Origin of the sequence: Sphingobium aquiterrae (assembly GCF_037154135.1) — a bacterium.
GTDB classification, from domain to species: domain Bacteria; phylum Pseudomonadota; class Alphaproteobacteria; order Sphingomonadales; family Sphingomonadaceae; genus Sphingobium; species Sphingobium aquiterrae.
Map to the genome: position 1 here is coordinate 1 of NZ_JBANFL010000019.1, position 20,160 is coordinate 20,160.

General features: G+C 62.9%; 21 protein-coding genes and 2 pseudogenes. 19 read left to right on the forward strand and 4 right to left on the reverse strand.

Features of this window, described 5'->3' with window-relative positions; translation table 11 throughout:
- Window positions 1–44 precede the first annotated feature (44 nt).
- Window positions 45–410 carry an acyl-homoserine-lactone synthase gene (locus tag WFP78_RS18320; RefSeq protein ID WP_336965639.1) on the reverse strand — a complete coding sequence of 122 codons (366 nt, stop codon included), beginning with the start codon at window positions 408–410 and terminating at the stop codon, window positions 45–47.
- 261 nt (window positions 411–671) lie between these two features.
- Here WFP78_RS18320 and WFP78_RS18325 point away from each other — a divergent pair, with 261 nt between their 5' ends.
- Window positions 672–1,118 carry a sigma factor-like helix-turn-helix DNA-binding protein gene (locus WFP78_RS18325; RefSeq protein ID WP_081988704.1) on the forward strand — a complete coding sequence of 149 codons (447 nt, stop codon included), beginning with the start codon at window positions 672–674 and terminating at the stop codon, window positions 1,116–1,118.
- 41 nt (window positions 1,119–1,159) lie between these two features.
- Here WFP78_RS18325 and WFP78_RS18330 read toward each other — a convergent pair whose 3' ends face one another.
- Window positions 1,160–1,411, reverse strand: a complete 252-nt coding sequence (locus tag WFP78_RS18330) for a hypothetical protein (protein WP_336965643.1) — start codon at window positions 1,409–1,411, stop codon at window positions 1,160–1,162.
- A gap of 359 nt (window positions 1,412–1,770) precedes the next feature.
- Here WFP78_RS18330 and WFP78_RS23470 point away from each other — a divergent pair, with 359 nt between their 5' ends.
- From WFP78_RS23470 to WFP78_RS18360, 6 genes are all read left to right on the forward strand, one after another.
- Entirely contained in the window at window positions 1,771–2,595 is an 825-nt protein-coding gene (locus WFP78_RS23470) for a DUF7146 domain-containing protein (protein WP_419722998.1), read from the forward strand.
- A 33-nt stretch (window positions 2,596–2,628) separates the two neighbouring features.
- Complete coding sequence (locus WFP78_RS18340; RefSeq protein WP_033964773.1) at window positions 2,629–4,653, forward strand: ParB/RepB/Spo0J family partition protein; 2,025 nt, start codon at window positions 2,629–2,631, stop codon at window positions 4,651–4,653.
- Between the two features lie 154 nt (window positions 4,654–4,807).
- The gene (locus WFP78_RS18345) at window positions 4,808–9,094 is read left to right on the forward strand and encodes a bifunctional class I SAM-dependent methyltransferase/DEAD/DEAH box helicase (RefSeq protein ID WP_336965748.1); all 4,287 of its coding nucleotides are present in this window, start codon (window positions 4,808–4,810) and stop codon (window positions 9,092–9,094) included.
- A 76-nt stretch (window positions 9,095–9,170) separates the two neighbouring features.
- On the forward strand, window positions 9,171–9,434 hold the full coding sequence (locus WFP78_RS18350) for a type II toxin-antitoxin system prevent-host-death family antitoxin (protein WP_033964774.1): 264 nt from the start codon (window positions 9,171–9,173) through the stop codon (window positions 9,432–9,434).
- Between the two features lie 179 nt (window positions 9,435–9,613).
- Window positions 9,614–9,859, forward strand: coding sequence for a type II toxin-antitoxin system VapB family antitoxin (locus WFP78_RS18355; protein WP_033964775.1), 246 nt, complete (start codon window positions 9,614–9,616; stop codon window positions 9,857–9,859).
- Window positions 9,859–10,263, forward strand: coding sequence for a type II toxin-antitoxin system VapC family toxin (locus WFP78_RS18360; protein ID WP_033964776.1), 405 nt, complete (start codon window positions 9,859–9,861; stop codon window positions 10,261–10,263). Before WFP78_RS18355 ends, WFP78_RS18360 begins: the two co-directional genes overlap by 1 nt.
- Before the next feature lie 64 nt (window positions 10,264–10,327).
- Here the strand turns inward: WFP78_RS18360 and WFP78_RS18365 are convergent, their stop codons facing one another.
- Together WFP78_RS18365 and WFP78_RS18370 are read right to left on the reverse strand one after the other, a co-directional pair.
- Window positions 10,328–10,621: a hypothetical protein gene (locus WFP78_RS18365; protein WP_033964828.1), complete on the reverse strand. Its 294-nt coding sequence runs from the start codon at window positions 10,619–10,621 to the stop codon at window positions 10,328–10,330.
- A gap of 208 nt (window positions 10,622–10,829) precedes the next feature.
- Window positions 10,830–11,561 (reverse strand): Ros/MucR family transcriptional regulator, encoded by a 732-nt coding sequence (locus WFP78_RS18370; RefSeq protein WP_033964777.1) that lies wholly within the window; start codon window positions 11,559–11,561, stop codon window positions 10,830–10,832.
- A gap of 174 nt (window positions 11,562–11,735) precedes the next feature.
- Here WFP78_RS18370 and WFP78_RS18375 point away from each other — a divergent pair, with 174 nt between their 5' ends.
- The 12 genes and pseudogenes from WFP78_RS18375 to WFP78_RS18430 all read left to right on the forward strand — a co-directional run bounded on the left by WFP78_RS18375 (window position 11,736) and on the right by WFP78_RS18430 (window position 20,112).
- On the forward strand, window positions 11,736–12,206 hold the full coding sequence (locus WFP78_RS18375; protein ID WP_033964778.1) for a hypothetical protein: 471 nt from the start codon (window positions 11,736–11,738) through the stop codon (window positions 12,204–12,206).
- On the forward strand, window positions 12,187–12,702 hold the full coding sequence (locus WFP78_RS18380; RefSeq protein WP_336965654.1) for a hypothetical protein: 516 nt from the start codon (window positions 12,187–12,189) through the stop codon (window positions 12,700–12,702). Before WFP78_RS18375 ends, WFP78_RS18380 begins: the two co-directional genes overlap by 20 nt.
- Window positions 12,702–12,869 (forward strand): hypothetical protein, encoded by a 168-nt coding sequence (locus WFP78_RS18385; RefSeq protein WP_193666777.1) that lies wholly within the window; start codon window positions 12,702–12,704, stop codon window positions 12,867–12,869. The genes WFP78_RS18380 and WFP78_RS18385 overlap by 1 nt, the downstream gene beginning before the upstream one ends.
- A gap of 116 nt (window positions 12,870–12,985) precedes the next feature.
- Complete coding sequence (locus tag WFP78_RS18390) at window positions 12,986–13,447, forward strand: hypothetical protein (protein WP_033964780.1); 462 nt, start codon at window positions 12,986–12,988, stop codon at window positions 13,445–13,447.
- A 1-nt stretch (window position 13,448) separates the two neighbouring features.
- Window positions 13,449–13,685 carry a hypothetical protein gene (locus WFP78_RS18395; protein WP_033964781.1) on the forward strand — a complete coding sequence of 79 codons (237 nt, stop codon included), beginning with the start codon at window positions 13,449–13,451 and terminating at the stop codon, window positions 13,683–13,685.
- 21 nt (window positions 13,686–13,706) lie between these two features.
- Window positions 13,707–14,408 (forward strand): hypothetical protein, encoded by a 702-nt coding sequence (locus WFP78_RS18400; protein WP_033964782.1) that lies wholly within the window; start codon window positions 13,707–13,709, stop codon window positions 14,406–14,408.
- Window positions 14,387–14,947: a hypothetical protein gene (locus tag WFP78_RS18405; RefSeq protein ID WP_336965662.1), complete on the forward strand. Its 561-nt coding sequence runs from the start codon at window positions 14,387–14,389 to the stop codon at window positions 14,945–14,947. The genes WFP78_RS18400 and WFP78_RS18405 overlap by 22 nt, the downstream gene beginning before the upstream one ends.
- A gap of 5 nt (window positions 14,948–14,952) precedes the next feature.
- Window positions 14,953–15,957, forward strand: coding sequence for a deazapurine DNA modification protein DpdA family protein (locus WFP78_RS18410; protein ID WP_033964785.1), 1,005 nt, complete (start codon window positions 14,953–14,955; stop codon window positions 15,955–15,957).
- A gap of 90 nt (window positions 15,958–16,047) precedes the next feature.
- A pseudogene (locus tag WFP78_RS18415) lies at window positions 16,048–16,863 on the forward strand (DUF932 domain-containing protein); the annotation flags it as partial.
- Window positions 16,864–17,475: 612 nt separating this feature from the next.
- Complete coding sequence (locus WFP78_RS18420; protein ID WP_336965666.1) at window positions 17,476–19,323, forward strand: reverse transcriptase domain-containing protein; 1,848 nt, start codon at window positions 17,476–17,478, stop codon at window positions 19,321–19,323.
- An 85-nt stretch (window positions 19,324–19,408) separates the two neighbouring features.
- Window positions 19,409–19,786, forward strand: a pseudogene (locus tag WFP78_RS18425) (DUF932 domain-containing protein); the annotation flags it as partial.
- A gap of 59 nt (window positions 19,787–19,845) precedes the next feature.
- Window positions 19,846–20,112 (forward strand): hypothetical protein, encoded by a 267-nt coding sequence (locus tag WFP78_RS18430; RefSeq protein ID WP_033965418.1) that lies wholly within the window; start codon window positions 19,846–19,848, stop codon window positions 20,110–20,112.
- The last annotated feature ends 48 nt before the right edge of the window (window positions 20,113–20,160 follow it).

A 20,160-nucleotide genomic window follows, 5' to 3' on the forward strand; every position in this document is an offset into this window, starting at 1 on the left:
AAACCATCGAAATGAGGGGTCCCTTTTAGACGCCGATCACCCCGCTAACGGGGTCCTTTTTGCACGCCGATCCACACCCGCAGGCGCATCGACAGACATCCCCTGCTTATCTCGAAAATGTCGGGCGAGCGCGGCACGGCTGCGTCGCACAACTCCGGAAAGATCGTCCCGAGAATGTGTGGCCCGTCTGTCGGCAGAAGCCGGATCGAGCCGCGATGCGCTCCGCTCTCGCCGGCGGCGACCAGGTAGATCGCCCGATCATCATCGAACTGATCGATCTCGAAGCAACCGTCGATGACCGGAACGTCCCACTTCAAGAGGTCGACGAAGACATGTTTTCGATCGCGATACATCGCATCGAGGATCGCGTTGGAGCCGGGCGCCTGCGCACCCCGAAAGATTTGGATCATGATTTACTCCCGATTACAACGGGATGCATGTCATTCGATTTTGAGTGGAGCGCACCCAGCTAGGTAGAGGGTTGATCAGTCTTCCTGGCGAAATCCGGACGATTCACGCCGGCGTTGACTGGGCCGCGCTGACTGTCGGGGCTGGTCCAGCGACAGACGCCATGCGGGCGGGAGGGGAGAAAAGGGCGTGCGGGTGAGTCGTTCGGATCACCAGCAGCTTGTCGCGGCCGATCCGGGTGCCCATCCTGCAGGAGCTCGACCATGCCTTTCCGCCATTTCTGGGACCGACTGTGCGCAGCGTGCGCGGTCGTGCAGCAAACGCCCGCCGCACAGCACCATCACCCTGCCGGAGGATCCACCCGCCAAGGTCCCCCCGCCGTGGCGCTGGCGAGGTCACTTTATCCTGATCACAGCAATATCGTCATCGACCCGCTGGAAACGGAATCCAGGCTCCATCCGGACGGGTTTGCAGTTCGAGCCTGGGTTCTGGTGCCGAAGGGCGACGTCCCGGAAGATCGGTTCGAGGCGATCTCCACAAGCCTCCGCAAGCTCGCTCGACTGCCCCCGGACGCTCGGCAAATCTTCTTCCTGGCTACAAGCTATGGTCTACGCGTCCAGGAGATCGCATCCTTGCTTGGGGTCAGCCCGCGCAAGGTGCGCCGCTCGATCCTCACCGCAATCGCCGCTCTCGATACCCGAGAAACCTAGAGCTGCCTCTGATTGCGTTGGTATCGCGCTACCCCCAAGCCCTACATCTTGCACGGCGAGCAGACGTACAATGGCGTCGGCAGTTCGGCCCACTTCGCCTCGAATTCCTCCTCGGTCGCGGGGACAGGACGCTGTTCGGCGACATCGATCGCGAGCGAAAGATGACATGCGAAGGCCGTCAGACCCGCGCCACCCCGATCGAGGATATCCAGCGCTTCCTTCATCAAAGACACGGCTCTCGTCACCGCAGGATCGCCTGCGCTCACGAATTCTTCATAGCGAACGATCGACATGATATTTTCCATCGCACTAATCTCACCGCCGGCATGTTCGTACCTCGGCGCACGCGCAGTCGCTCAACCCGATCCGCTGGGATCGTCGAGCGCGGCGTCAGCGAGGTCCTTTATCGTTATCCTATGGTTGATTGAATTCATCGACCAGACGGCAATCATGAATTCGTGCCCATTTTGGGAGAAGTCCTTTTGAGGGCGGCCGGCCTGCACGACCTATAGCGCGTTGCCCAAGGCAGTATTTGCCGACGAAAGTCATCTCTATGGCCATAACAGATTGCACTGCCGGCCGCGCAGAGCTGGAAGCACGTGGCATGGCGCTGGTCCGCCATCTTGGCGGACATTGGACTGGCGGCAGAGGCATGTGCCGCTGCCCGGCGCACCCGGACCGGAGCCCAAGCCTTTCGGTGCGGACCGGCGACAGCGACCTCCTCTTCAAATGCTTCGCGGGCTGCGACACGATCGACGTCCTGCGCGCGATCAGCCGGCTTGGTCCAATTCCTCCAGGCGGAGCGGCGACCGGCATCCTTCTGCCACCCGCCGCCGATGAGGGATGGCTGAGATCGCGTGCCACTGATCTTTGGGACGAGGCGCGCGCCATCACAGATACGCCGGTCGAGCGATATTTGCTGAACCGCGCGATCGGTCACGTCTCACCGACGCTCCGCTTTCACCCGCGCACGCCGCTCGGGCCGCGGCGCCAGATCGTTTTTCGTCCCGCAATGCTCGCCGCCGTTCAGGAAGGCGCCCGCGTGATAGCCGTCCAGCGGACCTTCCTGGACACGGTGCTCGCACGCCGGGCACGAGACCTTGGAAATCCGCGTCGCATGCTGGGGCGCCCGTCCCGTGGCGCCGTCATGCTGGCGGATGCCACCGACGTGCTTGGCCTCGCGGAAGGCGTTGAAACCGCGCTCTCCGCCATGATTCTGCTCGGCATCCCCGTCTGGGCCGCCCTTGGCAATGAGCGGCTCGGCCAGGTTGCCATCCCATCGCGCGTGGATCACCTCATCCTTCTCCCCGACAATGATCGACCAGGCCGTCGCGCAGAAGTGGTCGCACAGGAAGCGCACACAGTCCCCGGACGGACGATCGAAACGATCTGGCCCTGGCACGGCCTGAACGACTGGAACGATGTGCTTCGACGGAAAGGGGAGAGGGGTGGTGGGCGGACGCGGCAGGCGGCCTGACGGTCGGGCCGAGTCCGCCCCCGGAGAATATCCATGTCCCAGTTACCCATCCTGGTGCCGGCGTCCAAGCTCACCAAGTCGCCGACCAACGTCCGCAAATCGACGGACCCCGCAGCCGACGCACAGCTCGAGGCGAACATCGCCGAAAAGGGCATCATCCAGAACCTCATCGGTGTGCCCGTCGCCCGTAAGAAGGGCCAATATCGCATCACCGCCGGCGGACGCCGGCTCGACGCCGTGCACCGGCTCATCGAGAAGGCCGTGTTCGATGCCGACTATCTTGTTCCCGTCCTGCCGCTCGCCGACGCCAAGGACGCCATCGAGATCAGCCTCGCGGAGAATTTCTTTCGCCTGGCCATGAATCCCGCGGAGGCCTGCCGCGCCTTTCAGGATGTCATCGAGACCGAGGGCAAGACCCCGGCCGATGTCGCAAAGCGGTTCGGCGTGACCGAAAAATTCGTGCACGGGCGGCTGCGCCTGGCGGGTCTCGCCGAACCTGTCTTCGACGCGCTTGCCTCCAACGCCATCACCCTCGACATCGCCATGGCCTACGCCAGCACCTCGGACACCAATCGCCAGGCTGCTGTCTTCAGCCAGATGGGCGAAGGCTATCATCGCTCCAATGTGAGCGAAATCCGCCGACAGCTCGCCTCCTTCAGTTACCGGGCGAACGATCCACGCGCACTGCTGGTCGGCCGCGATGCCTATCTCGCCGCTGGCGGACGCATCGACAAGGATCTGTTCTCCGATGCCGACAGCGAAAGCTGGCTGGACACGCAGATCGTGGACGCTCTCGCCGAGGAAGCCCTCGCCGCCGCCGCCGAAGCCGTCCGTGAGCGCGACGGATTTCAGGAAGTCCGCGCCGTGGCGGCGACGCATGTTCCCTATACCGAGACCTACGCGCTGCGGCCGCTCCGAGGCGACCCGGCGCCGCTCGCGCCCGAGCAGGAAGCGCGACAGGCCGAAATCAAAGCCGAACTCGAACAGATCGCCGCGGCGCATGAAGAAGAGGATCATACGCCGAGCAAGGATGCCGAGCTGCGCAACGAGGCGCTCGAAGCGGAACTCGCATCGATCACCAACCGCACCGCGGTCCTGACCGACGCGCAGAAGGCCGAAGCCGTCGCCTATATCGTCATCGGTCCTGACGGCACCCCGCGGGTTCACGAGCAGCTCTATGTCGCGCCCGAGCCGGACACCGTGGAAAATCGTGACGAACGCGTCGACCAGGCTCCCGATGGCGACGAGGCAATCGTCGTCGCGAGTGAAGCCAAGCCTGCCATCAGCCAGCGCCTCGCCGACGAGCTGGCGGTGATGAAGACCGAGCTTATTGCCATCCATGTCGCCAGCGACCCGGCCTTCGCGCTCGACCTCGGCACCTTCATCATGATCGAGGCGGCCTCCCGAGCGACGGACTGCGATGATATTCCGAGCGAGCTTCGGGCGACCCACCCGACAGCGCGTGTCCAGGGGTTCGAAAGCGGGACGCCGGCCGCAGCCGAATGGGTCAAGCTCGACACGGCGCTCGATCGCAGCTGGATCAATCACGAAACCCTCGAAGAGCGCTACGACGCCTTTTGCGCTCTCGACGATGCCGCGCGCGCTGCCTGGCTGGGCTGGGCGATCGCCCGCACGATCGAGGCGGTTCCGAGCGGAAAAACCGGTGGCGACTTCCTCGACCATCTTGGGGCCAAGCTCGCCATCGATGTCGCGACCTGGTGGCGCCCGACCGCTCGAACCTATTTCGACCGCATCACCAAGCCAGCAATCCTGGGGCTATTCGAAGAGGTCGGTGGGGTCGAGCTCAAGCAACGCTACAGCGCGTCCAAGAAGCATGACCTCGCGTCTTCGGCCGAACGGCTGTTCGCGGGCGACATCATCGTCGAGGCCGAAGTGAAGGACAAGGCGCTGCGCTGGGTCCCCGGCGCCATGCGCTTCGGCATCAATCGGGATGCGCACGACACATCCGACACCGTTGCGGATGAGCCGACCGCGAACGCAGCGGCTGTGGTGATCGCGCCCGAAGACGGTGCTCCACCGCTCGCCGACGCCGCCTGACGCCGCTCCAGCAGCCGGCCTCGGTCGGCTGCCGGGCCCACGCCATCCCCCACACTTCGCTCCACCTGCCTTCGCCACCGCTTTCGATCGTGAAGGGGAGGGAGCGGGGATGGGTGAGGTGCGCCACGCGCGCGCATCATCAGGAGAACCCTTTATGTCCCAGCCCTTGCTCGCGCTCATCCCGCCCGACGCCGCCGAGCGCCCCTACGAGAACCTGCTCGATGTCGCCCGCTCGATCCATCAGCATCTCCTTCGGCAGGGTGCGATCAGCCGCCAAGCCTTGCAGAAGCTGATGACGCAACGCTTCGGCGGGACGGATGCGTCCGGCGCCTGGTCCATGCGCGATGCGTATGAAGCACTCGAAGCAGCGCAGGTTCTGCTGCTGCGCGACGACGACTGCCGCCATCTTTCCGGCGCGACTCCGCAGGACCGGTTCCACTCTCTGCTGACGCTTGAGCGCTCGCTCCCGACGCAAACCTACCGCTCGGAACGCCAGGTCGACCTGCAACAGTTCAGCACCCCGCTCACCCTTGCCTGGCTCGCCGGGCTCGCAGCCGCCATCGACAAGACCGACCGCGTTCTCGAACCGTCCGCCGGCACCGGCTTGCTGGCAGTCCATGCGGCCCGTGCTGGCGCCTCCCTCATCCTCAACGAGCGCGATCCCCAACGTGCGGCGTTGCTCGGCGAGACACTCAACCAGACCGTCACCGACCATGATGGCGAGCTTATAGACGATCTTCTTTCCCCAGCCGCTCGCCCTTCGGTCATCCTGATCAATCCACCCTTTAGTCGCAGCGCCTCGCGTGGGCACGACCGGCACGCCGGCGCGCGTCATCTCCGATCCGCATTGCTTCGGCTTGCGCCGGGCGGGCGCTGCATCGCGATCATGTCGCCAGGCTTTGCCCGCGGCAATACGGGAGGCCCTGGCTATGAGGCGGTCTGCGAGATCGCGACGCCGCGCGTCGAAATCGACATTGAGGGCAGCCCCTATGCGAAGCATGGCACGTCGATCAATGTCCGCCTGCTGATGTTCGACAGAGGCTGGTCGGGCACCACCCAAGTTTTTCGCGCGGCCAATCTGGCGGCCGCACTGCCGCTGGTGCTGGCGCTCCCGTCGCGTCTCACGCTCGACCAGCCGCCACCGGCGGCGCCCGCTGCAGCGACCAAACCGTGCCTGCCGATCCGAACGCCGCCAGGCGGGCTATTGCGGGGCCTGACAGCCAAGGCCCTCGCGTTGCCCACACCGACGGCCCCGCCGCCATCGCCCATCGCCCGGCTCGCATATCGCGTCCGCGACGAGATCCGCCCCGCCGGTGAGGCCAGCGGGATCTACGCACCCTGGCGGCTCGCACGCATCGATATCGACGGCGCCAATCCGCATCCGGACGCTCTGGTTGAGTCACTGGCGATGGCTTCCGTGCCACCGCCCGCGCCCCGCTATCGCCCGATGCTGCCCGACAGGACCGTCCGAGCGCTTTCCGATGCCCAATTGGAGGTGATCATCCAGGCGGGCGACGCCTTCGAACGCGACCTGCCAGGGCATTTTCGGGCGAACGATGCCGGCGACCGCCTGATCGAGGATGAAACAGGTGCGGCCTACCGCACTGGCTTCTACATCGGCGATGGCACGGGCGTCGGCAAAGGCCGGGAGGCTGCCGGCTGCATCATGGACCAATGGTGCCAGGGGCGCCGCAAGGCCGTCTATCTCTCGAAGAGCAGCGCGCTGCAGGTTGAAGCGAAGCGCGACTGGACCGCCCTTGGCGGCCTCTCGGTCGACATTCAGGGGCTCGACGTTTTCCCGCTGGGGAAACCGATCACCATGCCGACAGGGATCCTCTTTTGCACTTATGCCACGTTACGCTCCCAGCGTCATGATGAAGCCTCCCGGCTCCAGCAGATCCTCGACTGGCTTGGAAAGGAATTCGACGGCATCATCGTCATCGACGAGGCCCATGCGCTCGCCAACGCCGCCGGCACCGAAACGCAATTCGGCGCCGCGAAGGGCTCCGAGCAGGGGCTTGCCGGCGTCCGCCTACAGAACGCGCTTCCGCGTGCCCGCATCCTCTATCTATCCGCGACCGGCGCCACGGACCCCGCCAATCTCTGCTACGCAGCGCGTCTCGGTCTCTGGGGACCAGGTACAGCCTTTCCCGACCGGAACGCCTTCATGGCGGCGATGGACGAAGGCGGCATTGCTGCCATGGAAATCGTCGCGCGCGACCTGAAGGCCATGGGCCTCTATACCGCCCGGGCGCTCAGCTTCGCTGGCGTCGAATATGAAGCGCTCGAGCACCAGCTGACCGCTGACCAGATCGATATCTACGATGCATTTGCGGATAGCTGGACCATCATCCACCGAAATCTCGACGAGGTGCTGAAAGCCTCCGGCATCATCGATCGAATGACCGGCGATGTTCTCAACGCCCAGGCGCGCAGCTCGGCGCTGAGCCGCTTCGAAAGCTCCAAGCAGCGATTCTTCTCGGCCTTGCTGGTCGCGCTAAAGATGCCGACCCTCATCAAGGCGATCGAGGCCGAGCTCGGCCATGGGCATGCGGCAGTCGTGCAGCTTGTCACCACGGCGGAAGCGATCCTCGATCGACGCCTTGCTGCTCTTTCCGACGAAGAGCGCGCCAGCCTGGACCTTGAGCTTTCACCGCTCGACACCCTCGTTGAGTATCTGCGCAGCGGTTTTCCGACGCGGCAGATGCGAACCTTCCGTACCGACCGCGGCGACCTGCGCTCCGAATTGATGGTCGATGAACATGGCAATCCTGTCCATTGTCAGGAGGCGATCCGCGCCCGCGACAATCTGATCGAGCAGCTTTGTTCGATGCCGGCTATCCCGGCCGCCCTCGATTCCTTGCTCCGCCATTTTGGCACCGACGCCGTCGCGGAGGTGACCGGCCGCAGCCGTCGTATCATTGTCGACAGGACCGGGCGCCAGAAGCTCGAACGGCGCGGCGCCCGTGCGAGCATCGCCGACGCCGACGCCTTTCAGGAGGGGCGCAAAGCCGTGCTGGTCTTCTCCGATGCGGGCGGCACCGGGCGCAGCTATCATGCCGAGCGCAACGCCAAAAGCGCCGGGAGGCGTCGCATCCATTTCCTCCTCGAGCCCGGCTGGCGCGCGGCCGCCGCCGTCCAGGGGCTGGGTCGCACGCACCGCACCAACCAGACGATGCCGCCGGTGTTTCGGCCCGTTACGACCGACTGCAAGGGCGAGCGCCGCTTCATTTCGACGATCGCACGACGACTCGACAGCCTGGGGGCGCTCACCCGCGGTCAGCGGCAGACCGGCGGACAAAATCTGTTCGATCCGGCCGACAATCTCGAGAGCGATTATGCCCGCGAAGCGCTGAACCAATGGTATCATCTCCTGCACGATGGCAAGCTCGCCAGCACGACACTCGAGGCCTTTACCGAGTTGACTGGGCTCAAGCTCATCAATGCCGACGATGGCTCGCTGCTCGAACATCTTCCGCCGATCCAGCGGTGGCTCAACCGCATCCTCGCGCTGCGCATCGCCACGCAGAACGCGATCTTCGAAGAATATCTCGGGCTCATTCAGGCGCGGGTCGACGCGGCGCGCGAAGCCGGCACGCTCGATGTCGGCGTCGAAACCATTCTTGCCGAGAAGATCATCTGCCTCGACGACCAGCTTCTCCGGCGCGACCCCGTCACCGGCGCCGAAACCCGCCTGCGGCGCCTCGAATTGCACATCAAACGCCATGCCACCAGTTTTCACCGGTTGATGACGGTCTGGGGCGAGACTCCCGACATCGGCTATTTGTGGAACAGTCGATCCGGCCGTGTTGCGCTGCGCGTCCCGTCCTGGTCCGTCACGGACGAGGAAGGTCGCATCATTCCGATGTGCCGCATGGTTCGCCCGACCGGTAGCGATCGCCTGGATGCGGCCTCACTATGGCATTCGCACTGGACGGCGATCGAACCAGCCGATTTCCAGTCGCGTTGGGACGAAGAAGCCGTCGAAGCGCAGTCGAAGGTCGATGTCGAGACGATCAGTATCGCGACCGGCTTGCTACTGCCGGTCTGGCACAAATTGCCCGCTGATGATGTGCGCGTATGGCGCGTGTCGGACGAAGGCGGCAACAGTCTCCTCGGGCGCATAGTCCCCGACCACGCGATCGGCGCGCTCGCATCCGCCTTCGGCATCGATGCGGAACTCCGGCTCACGCCGCAGCAGATCATTGCCGCCGCGAGGGACGGAGCCGGCGCGCCGCTGCCGGGATTCGGCGACGCGCGTCTTGTCACTGCTCTCGTCAATGGACAGCGCCGTCTTGAGATCAAGGACTTCCCGCCTGAGCGGCGCGAGTGGCTGAAATCGCTCGGATGCTTCGTCGAGATCATAACCTATAAGGCACGGATGTTCGTGCCGGTCGATCGGGCGGAGGACATCCTGACAACCATCATGCCGGATCCATGATGGGCCGATTTTCCCGCACCCGATTCAGATTCAAAGAATCCTATAACCTCTATTATGCGGATATCGGGAGGGCACCATGCCGAATGCGAGCGTTTCGTCGGTCGAGTTTGAAAAGGCTGTCGGCCATTTCCTCCGCGTGGCGATGTACGCACCACTGACGATCACCAATCATGGCCGCGCCAGCCTCGTCTTGATGTGCGCGGCCGAATATGAGCGCCTGAAGCGCCGTGATCGCCACGTCCTCATAATAGACGATTTTACCGAGGAGGACAGGATCGCCGTCGCGGCGAGCAAGGTGCCTTCCGCCGCTGCGATGTTCGATTCCGAACTCGACACCTGATCGTGGCATTCCGACCCCAGTGCCCGGGTTCGTCATCGATATGCGTTTCTATGGGTGATGAGGCCAAGCGTGTGTGGGACGTAGACATGATCGATTCACCCACGGCTGTGAGTGTCCATCTTGCCAATGTAGATCGGATAGGCTACATAGTGTATGTATGAATCTACACGAGGTTCGCGATGACCATCAACGTCAACAATCCGCAAGCCGATGCCCTTACGCGCAAGTTTGCCGATATGGCTGGCGTCGGCATTACAGATGCGATCGTCATTGCCATGAAAGAAGCGATCGAGCGCAGGCGTGGGGCAGAGACGCCCCTTCAAACAGCGGCGAGACTGAGAGACAGGCACGGCATCACGATCAACAGTGAGACCAGGAAGCCGCTTCCGAGGCAAGTTTTCGATGAGATGTGGGACGAACGCTGATGTTCGTTGATGCCTGCGCGATCATTGCCCTTCTCTCCGACGAACCCGAAGCAAAGCGAGTATCTGAAGCTATTGCGGCTGCCGAAAGAAGAATGACGTCTCCGGTCGCGGTGCTGGAGGCGGCGCTCGGCCTTGCCCGCCCCGACAAGTTCAACCTGTCGGTCGAAGCCGTTGCACCAGTCATTCTCGAATTTCTGGACGAACGCGGGATCGAGGTTAGAGATATGCCCCCCGCAACCGATACGACCAGCCTCGCCCTATTCGCAGCGCATCGATATCGCTCAGGACGCCACGGCTTGAACCTCGGCGATTGCCTGCATTATGCCTGCGCAAAATACTATCGTGTGCCGATCCTGGCGACCCATGATGAGTTTCGGCAGACGGATCTCGAAACGGTCCCATGACCTCCAATGGATCATATACCAGATCCGCCACTCTGGCTCGGCAGCTTTATTCCAATGATACCCTTCAGGGTTCCAGCTGCGCCACAACCCGTTCCGCATAGCGCGCGTCGCTCAGATCGAGGCCGGCAAACGGGGCAAAACCTTCAATCGTCATGGCGATCGATTTGAGCCCCGCTACCCTGAAGCTTGCCAGCTTCGCCTCCACAGGCGGCCCACCGTTCCGTTCGATCACGACCGCGTCAACGAAGGGCGCATCGTGACGGGTATAGAGAATGTGCGGCGCTAGAATGACCATGCCACGATTATAGCTGGCACGAACGCACAACTGATTGCGGATCGCTTGCGAAAGCAACGCCACAGCGTCGGTCTCTGCGGAACCGTCGTCGCTGCGAGGCCGAATCGACAATGTCTTTCGCGGTGATTGCATATCCCGACAGCTAAAGGTGGGGCATCATCATCGCAAGCGACCAACGAGACGCGCAACTCCCCAATCCTTGCCCGGCTGATGCTGCACCAACACCCTGCAGCCTGTTCAATGGGCGGGAACGGGATCCCGCCCACCATGATCAGCTTGCTTCCGGCACCGCTTCCGCCGCTGCCTTCCGGCCGCGACGGGGCTTCGCTGCAGCCTCAGCTGCCACATCTTGCGTGGTGGGCTTTGTCTTTGCCTTGCGACCCCGCGTCGGCTTCACGATGGCCTCATTGGTCTCGGCAGCGGAAGCCGCTGGTACAGCCGCGGCCGGCTGTTTCGGTTTGCGGCCCGGCTTTGGGACCCCATCCTTGGCCGACACGGCCGACTTTGCTTTGGCGACACGCGCTTTCTTCACGGTCGGAGCCTTCTCCACCGTCTCCACCGGTGCCGGCGTCTCTTCACTTTCGCTCACCGCAACGGCCGGTGCCGCCGGCTTACGGCCAAGGCCCAAACGCTTCGCGACCTCTCGCCGCTGCTCGGAATAGCCTGGCGCAACCATCGGATAGTCCTTCGGCAACTTGTACCGATCCCGATACTCGGCCGGCGTCAGTCCGTTCGTCGACAGATGGCGCTTCAGGGTCTTGTACTGCTTGCCGTCGATCATACTCAGAATGTGATCGCGCGATGCCAGACTCTTGCGCGCGGTTACGGCCGCCGCAAATTCAGCCGCCGCAGTTTCTACAGGGGCGATATCACCGGCAAGAGCCGTTCGCGTCGTCTGAATAAGGCCGGCGAGCTCGACGCTCGGCACCAGATTGTTCGAAACATAAGCGCTCAAAAGCTGGACGGTGAGCGTCGTGAGATCAGGCGTCTCAGCATCGGCCATGGGGCACTCCTTCATCGTGCAAACAGATGCGCACCGCGGCGCGATAACCGCACCAATTTTCAAAGAGGTAAACACCAGTCCTGCCGTGGACCCGTCATGAAGTCAAAGGGGAGGGTGGGGGAGCTGGCGAACGAAGACGGTCGTCGCACGCAACTCAATCCCCTGGAGGCCACCATGGCAGACCGCGTATCCGTAACGATAATGCTCGGAGGCACGCTCCCGCGGGCATTGCTCGCCGAACTCGAGACGGCGATCACAGACGACGGCGCCTCGATCGACTGGGAGGGCTCGGAATTTGCCATCGCCGAACTGCCGGCCGATGAGCCCCTTTCCCTGATGGCCAACGAAGTGGCTTGGGGACGCTTCGAAGCGATCGAACAATTCTGTCGCGACAATCAGCTGATATTTGCTCGCTGGGCAGGCGGATGCGCTGGCAGCTTCGGACCTGAACGTGTCGTCTTTGACGGTATAGACGAGACGACGTTCACCGTCACCGATGACGACGAGGTCATGATCTCGCGCGATGATGTGCGTCGTCTGGGGTCAATCGCGTCCATCGAAGCGAATTTTGCCGCCGCCGACCTCACCGTGCCGCCCCTTGTCATCGTCGACGGCATCCTTCCCGATGGAGGCGATAATGGCTGACACCTGGATCCAGGGCAGCTTCGCCTTCAACTGCACCAACGCCGAAATGGCCCTGATCGAAGAAGCGTTTCAGGTTGCGGCCGATCTCATGGACGATTGCGAACCGTCCGATCCCACGCCCGAATTCCTCGCCATCTTTCCCCCGACCGACCCCGCCGATTGCTCGAGCGGCCTTCGTGCGATTTTCAGCGACCCGAACTTTCCCAGCTTCGGTGTCGACTTCGAGGGTGGTAACAGCCTCGAAGCGCCTGATGTCTGCACGATATGCTTCTTCAGCGACACCGACTTCCAGCCGGACCCTTTAGCCCAACTCATCCATCGGTGCTGCCGCGAGACCCTCACGAAGGCACCGATCGGCTTCGAATGGGCGCTAAGCTGCTCCAGGCCGCGAGTAAATGAATTCGGCGGGGGATGGTGCGCCATCTTCGCAGACCGCATCGAAATCGAAAGCACCCGCGAGGCGCTCGCCCGTGCCCTTGAGGGAGGGATCATCTGATGGATCGCCTCCTGCAGCTGTATGGCCCTTGGGGCGAACATCCTGCTCACCCCGTCGATGACTGGAAGGCCGAGGTCGCCAATGACGATACCCGGCTCGGCTATTGGGCCTGGGTCGCATCGCGCGCCGACGATGCGCAAAACCAGGTCACGCCTCGGCCAAATTGAGACGTGCCGGTCGCGCCAACCAAGCTTCCGCTGATCCCGATGGATCGACGCAATCATTCACCTGACCCCCAAACAAGCCCGGCCGACGCCGGGTTTCAACATCTGGAGACCTATCCATGTCTGCCACAGCTCAATCGATCTTCGACGCAGCGCCGCTGGGCGCCATCATTCGCTATTCCGACGGGACACCGCGCCCGCCGGACCGCTTCAAGCGCAAGGCGCAGGCATGGGAAGGCCGTAACGGCAAGGGCCAGCTTACCCAGCGATCGCCCGCTGGCACCGGTCAATATCCCTATCCGGCGACCTTCACACTGCACGAGGGTGACTATGGAAGCGGCGAAACCATCATCCTCTCGGTCAACAAGATCTTTTCGGTCAATGACGCCCGCACATTCGAGATCATTCGAATACCTCCCCCTGGCGCCGCGCTTGTTCTTCAGGAATGGGAGGGGCACCGCGAGCTGCTCCATGTCGCAGCCGGTGAAGCAGCCGCCTCCGCCTGGCTCGGCCGCCATGGCTATAGCCGCGCCCATGTCGAAATCGTCGGCGCCGCGGTACCTGCCACCACGGCTGCCTGACATGCCGTCCGTGCAGACCCGTCCCGACAGATCCCAGACGGACGCCGAGTACGAAGCAATCGGGCGCTACGTCATCACCGGTGTTCACCACTGCCTCGTGCAGCGTGACGGAGACATGTCCCCCATGATTTTGCCGGAAGCGGATGTCATCGCCGCCGGCGTCGCCCTGATTGATCGCATCCTCTGGAGCACGGACGGGTCCGAAGCCGATGGTCTCGACCCGGCGCTCCTCGCCTGACTTCCTCGAAAGGACAAGCTCATGACGCAGGCCCTACCGCCCTGCGCTTTGCCGCGCCTCTACAGCCAGACCGATCATGATGACCGGGGCAATTTCCACTATGATGGCGATCTCTATCGTCCGGGCGAAGCCTTGCCCGCGCTCTGTACCAGGATCGAAGGCCATCTTCACGGTCTCATCACGGGAGCCCGGTTCACCAGTCGCGGCGAGCGCTATACCGGCGGACGCAAGGTGACGGTCGAGCTCCTCGACACGCCCGCCGACCTGACCGAAGAATCCGAGCGCCGCGCATTCACAACCATGGTGCGAGACCAGATCGAGCGCTTCGGCTTCACCCGATCCAACTTCTACCAGGACTCTCTACAATGTGCGTTTCATTCGGACGTGCAGATCGGCAAAGCCTATTGGTCGGCGCTCGCCGCCAGACGCGGCAAAGCCAATGAAGTCGAGCCGCTGGTTTCGCTCGCGGCCTTCAAACGCCGGATCAAACCCGCCGACTGCCTGAAACTCATCGCCGCCCCCGACGGACACCGCGCGCTCGGGACGACCAGGACCATAAAGGCCGTCCGTTCCAGCGATCTCATCTTCGAGGGCAATGTCTATCTCGACTTCCCACGCGCCACTGGCTTCGCCTGTGATGGCCGGCGCGTCCGGATCGCCATAGGGAATGAGCACGAGCCCGATCGGCACCTTCTCTACGAATGGCTGCCGACGGAGCGGTAATCGCTCGACCGCGCGGCTGCGCAGACCATCCTTCCTTTCTTCGACTGCCTAATCGGAACACCATCATGACCGAACCGGACGACGCAATGTGGCGGGCCCTCATCGATTTCCGTGCGCGCCACGGACGGCGATGGAAGGACACGCTCTCGATCAAGTGGATGAACGGCGCTGACGAATATGAAGCCTTTAGCAGTTCGCTCAGAATGGTCCGCAACCATCTCGGCCCATCCTGGCTGTGTGACCTCAAAAAGGCGACGCTCGACGCCGCCGAACGCCGGCTGGCCGCTATCGACCGCCTGCCCGAGATGTGTGCCATGCATCTTCCTGAGACAGGCGAACCGATCATTATCAAGCGCGGCGAACGGGGCTACTGGCCGCTCCCCGACGGAATGTCCGTCGATCGGATCAACACGACCTTCAAGGCGACGCCGCCGCAGATCGCGGCGATGCTGGCCGGCTCCATGTTCGGGTGGCATATATCCGGTGCGGACCCTGACCGCTATGACGGCGCCGGCCGCCCCATATCGCGCCGCGTCTGATCCACATGGCTATCGAGGTGATCGTCGGACTTCCGGGGCTCTCGGAAGGTCCGCTGCTCGCCCGCGCCCGTGCCATGCAGGTGCCGGTCCTGGTCTCAGCGAACAGCTTTTCGCGCTGGGATCGGCGCAATCGCACACGGGAGTGGCGAGGATGGCGGTTGGGGTTGCTCGGAAACGCGCACGGCCTGGCATCGGTCGACCTAGACAGTGCCGGCTACGTGCTGGCCGTTCGCGAACGCGGCATCCCGTGGACCATCGACGACTATATCGCGCTTGCCTCCGGCCACCCGTTCCGACGCTTCGCCAGCCTCGATCTGTGCGTCGAACAGGCGGTCGCGCATGATCGCGATGAGGTTCTCGACAGGATCGCCCGGACGATCCAGCTCAATCGCGCCTGTCACATGCGCGCGTGCGACGCCGGCATCGCCCACCGCTTCATGCCGGTCTTGCAGGGCCGTCGTCCGGACGATTATCTCCGATCCTTCGACGGGGTGGCCGACCTGCTGCCACCCGACCAGCCACTGGGCGTGGGCAGCATGTGCCGCCGCCATCTTCACGGTCCCGAGGGACTGATCGCCGTGATCGAATTGCTGGATCGCCGCCTCCCAAAAACATTGCAGCTTCATCTCTTCGGCGTGAAAGGAAGTGCGCTTCCATCGCTTGCTATCTTCGGCGATCGCGTCGCCAGCATCGACAGCCAGGCCTATGGTGTCGCCGCACGTCGATCCGCACTCATGTCCGGACAGTCGAAGACCAACCGCTTCGTCGCCGATCATATGGCGCGCTGGACGGGCCGCCAGCTCGATCGTCTGCGTGAACCTGCTCCGGCAATTCAACATATGCTCGATCTGCCAGCCGGCCAGCCGCAGAATCCCGATCCCTGGACACAGGCCCTTGCCCGCGCACGCCAGCAAGTCCGCGACCTCATTGAGCAAGGCGAAATCGGCTTCGAGCAAATCACCGAAGCGTGGATACTCGAATGGGCAGCGAATCTGCCCGACGAGGCCTGATCGAAGGGGAGGGAGGGAACGGGGTGGTGGCGCGGGTCGGGTGAAACCCCTGTCGCCGCTGCTCCATCGTCCCCATCAGGAGAACCCCAAATGGCCAGTCTCGCTCTTGCCGCCGGCCGTCTCGTCGGCGGCGCCTACCATGTCGACATTTCTCGCGGTCGCAATGTCGGGCGCGTGTCTTCCGAATGGTTCTCGCGGCCTGACGACGAGAAGTTCCTGTCGCTGACCGAGCTGTACGACAGCGTCCGTTCCCGCGCGGAACGCGCCACGACGCGTGTGGTCGAGAGCAAGTCCGTTCGCGTCGAAGCGCGCAGCGAAGATCCCGAACGGCTTTCGCTCATCGTCCCCGGCGATGACCGGCCGGTGGCACCCACCAACTGGTCCTTCGGCCAGCTCTCGAGCCTCGTCGGCGCGCCGGCATCCTATCTGCGGACGCTCCCGGCGGCGCTCGCCGGCATCAATCTCCAGCATGGCCTGCTCTCCCACCGCGGTGAACAGGTGAAAATGCTTCAGACCGAAGATGGGCGCACCGAACTACGCGCCGTGACCAGCCCCGATTATGGCCGCATCTGGGATCATGAGCTTGTTGGCGCCGTCATGAAAATCGCCGGGGACGGCGTATCCGACACGCGCTGGAAAGTGCCGGGCGTTCTCGACTGGTCGAGCATGCGCTACAATCCCTATGTCGATGTCAGCCTGGAGACGACGACGCTCTATGCGTCCGATCGCGACGTCTTCCTCTTCCTCGTTGACGACACGCATCCGATCGAGGCCGGCAAACTCCCCAATGGCGATCCCGATCTCTACTTTCGCGGTTTTTATTGCTGGAACTCAGAAGTTGGCTCGAAGACGTTGGGAATGGCTACCTTTTACCTACGCGCGGTGTGCATGAACCGCAACTTGTGGGTGCGCCATGGTGGCGCGATCAATTGAGTGAAGGATGACTTCTCAGGAAACCAAGGAAAGCCTGATGCCCACCCAACTTACCTCGACCAGCAATGGTTGCGACCGGGAAACCGGCGGGGGACAACAGCATGTTGGGACAAGGCGTCCTCCGGGCCGAAACCATTGTAGGCTATCGGGACGTCAGGGCAAGACGTGCATGGTGAATGCTGGATTGCGTGAAGCCCAGATTCAGGAACTTTATTCGGGTCGTGACGCAGCAATGGTTGACGCGTCATGCCGTGCGAAGGGAGGACTACCCCATAGCGTCCTCCTAAACTTGGTCGCACGGTCCACCTCTCGTCGAGAGGCCAACGATCGAACGGGCCACCTACCCACGTCGCATCTCACTGATCGTGTAAACATGGGATCGCCTAAGCGGGCACCTCTCCGGTGTCCCGTAAGGCGACGGAGCCGCCATATTAGCCAAACGCCCGGGGTAATGACCGGGACAGCCATCCACGGATGGACGGGCATGAGTGAAACCGGCCGGGCAACCGGAAGGGGAATCTCCTCTGCGCGGGTGAAGGGCGGCGCGCTTGCTGGGTCTTTCAACTTCATAACGGAGGTCTGCTGATGCAACCGCTCACCGTAGAGAAGAGACTTGACTCAATCATCGACCTGTCACGCCAGGGAAAGCGTATCAACGGTCTGTTCCGGCTGCTCGGCTGTCCGCTCCTTTGGGAACGGGCCTATGGGCAGGTCGCTCCCAACAAGGGGGCGCTCACGCCCGGCATCGATCCCGACAACACCCTCGACGGCTTCTCGCTCGAAAGGATGGAACGGATCATGACCGCCGTGCTGGACGGCTCGTATCGCTTCTCTCCGGCCCGCAGGCAATACATCCCCAAACCCAATGGGAAGAAACGCCCGTTGGGCATTCCTACTGCCGACGACAAGCTGGTGCAGGCGGCGGTGAAGATTTTGCTCGAACATGTCTATGAGCCGGTCTTTGCCGATCAATCGCATGGCTTCCGCCGGGGGCGGTCATGTCACAGCGCCCTGACTGAAATCAGGCGTACATGGCATGGCGTGAAGTGGCTGATCGAGGTCGATATAGTCGGCTATTACGACAACATCGACCATGACATCCTGCTGGGTCTTCTACGCAGGCGCATCGATGACGAGCGTTTGATACGGTTGATCGGGCGTATGCTCAAGGCTGGCTACCTCGAAGACTGGACGTTCCACCGAACGTTCAGCGGCGCTCCGCAAGGCGGCGTGATCTCGCCGGTCCTCGCCAACATCTACCTCCATGAACTCGATAGGTTCATGGCGGAGGTGAAAGCGCGGTTCGACAAGGGGCAGACGAGACGGCGCAGCGATGCCTATCTCGAAATCTCCAAGCAGATCCAGATCCGACGCAGAAAGATCGAACGGCGGCGGGCCAATGGCCAAGAGGAGGAAATCCCGGCGCTCGTCGAAGAGATCAGGGAATGGGAGCGGCGACGGCTCGAAGAGCCGGCTCTCGACCCGTTCGACCCCAACTACCGCCGACTCCGCTACTGCCGTTATGCCGACGACTTCGTCATAGGCGTGATCGGCAGCAAGGAAGACGCCCGCGGCATCATGGCCGAGGTGAGGACGTTCCTCGCCAACGGTCTGAAGCTCGAGGTGTCTGAGGAGAAGAGCGGGATCAGGAAGGCGGACGAGGGTGCCATGTTCCTCGGCTATCAGCTGAAAACATATGGCGATGGGCGAACCAGGCGCATGATCAAGGGCGGCCGTGCCGTCACCATGCGCTTGCCCGGAGATCGTATGCAGCTTCACGTGCCGGTGGACAGGCTAGCCCGGTTCGCAGAACGGCAACGTCTCGGCAATATATATACCAACCGGGGCGAGGCACGCTGCGAACTGATCAACAACTCCGATGTCGCGATCCTGACCGGATATAATGCGCTGATGCGCGGGCTGGCCGAGTATTATAAGCTCGGCACGCTCTGGAAAGATGAAGTCGGACGGCTGCATCACCTCTGGTGGTGGAGCTTCATGAAGACCATCTCGCGGAAGCACAAATGCTCGGTTCGGAAGACGGCAGAGAGGCTCCGGAATGGGGATAGCCTCGGCCTGTGGTATGAGGGCCGCCACCAGCGGCGCTTCATGCCGATGTTCCGCCTCAAGGATGTTCGGTCAACCCCGGCATCCGCGCGCGTCGACCGCCAAACGCTTGCACATATCCACTTCGCAGGACGGAACGACATCGTCGACCGCTTGCGAGCAAGGGCATGTCAGGCGTGCGGTACGGAAGATGTGCCGGTGGAGGTGCATCACGTCCGTAAGATGAGTGATATGGCTGGGACCACCTTGTGGACCCGCGTCAAGGCGGCCCGGACGCGCAAGCGCACGGTGCTTTGCCACGACTGCCACGTCGCGCATCATGCCGGGCGATTGCAGGAACGACTGGATCGCATGGTGCAAGCGTAGAAGCCGGATGATGGGAAACCATCACGTCCGGTTTCGTGGGAGGGGTAGAGGATCATCCCTTTGGGAACCCTCGCCCCTACCCGACGGCGTCGAGAATTTCGAGGAAATCTCCATCCGCCATTCCAAATTCGCGGCCAATCGATTTGCCCATGAGGCAGCACCGGCGCTCGAGACTTTCGCGGACTCCTCCCCGTTGACCTTCGTGCAGGGCGTCCGCGCGGCACGGGAACGTATCGTCGCCCGCAAGGATGACGATCGCGAGGCGTTCCTCCGCAAGCGTGGCTTTTCCAAGTCGGACACCGCGAAGATCATCGCGACGGTGTTGGACGAGGAAGGCCATCCGGCAGCCTCGCTCTACGACTTCGTCCAGGGGATCACCGCCGTCGCGCGCGGAAAGACGCATCAGAACGATCGCCTAGAGTTCGAGGGCAAGGCGCGGAAACTGCTCGAACGCGCCAATTGAAACGTGCGGTGCCGGCGTGCCCGGCACCTTTTCTTCCTTTGCTATCTGGAGGCCCAGCCATGACCGAGATTTCGGCGACGTCGACGCGCGCGTTCCGCATATGCGTCCAATTCTTCTCCGACGGCGAATGCTTCGCCGTCGAGACCTTCATCATCGACCTTCCCGAAGGCCAGGATCCCCAGGCTGCCGCCGAAGGCCTGGCCGACCATAGCGTCTACCATGACGAACGGGTTCCCGATCTCAGCCGCACGATCGAGATCACGTCGCCCGATTCAGATGACCCCGGGCCGCCGCCCGCATCCGGCGGCGCACCGACACCGGTCTGACCGCTGCGGGCGTCGGCGACAAACCGCCATGAAGATGAGGGGGAGGGA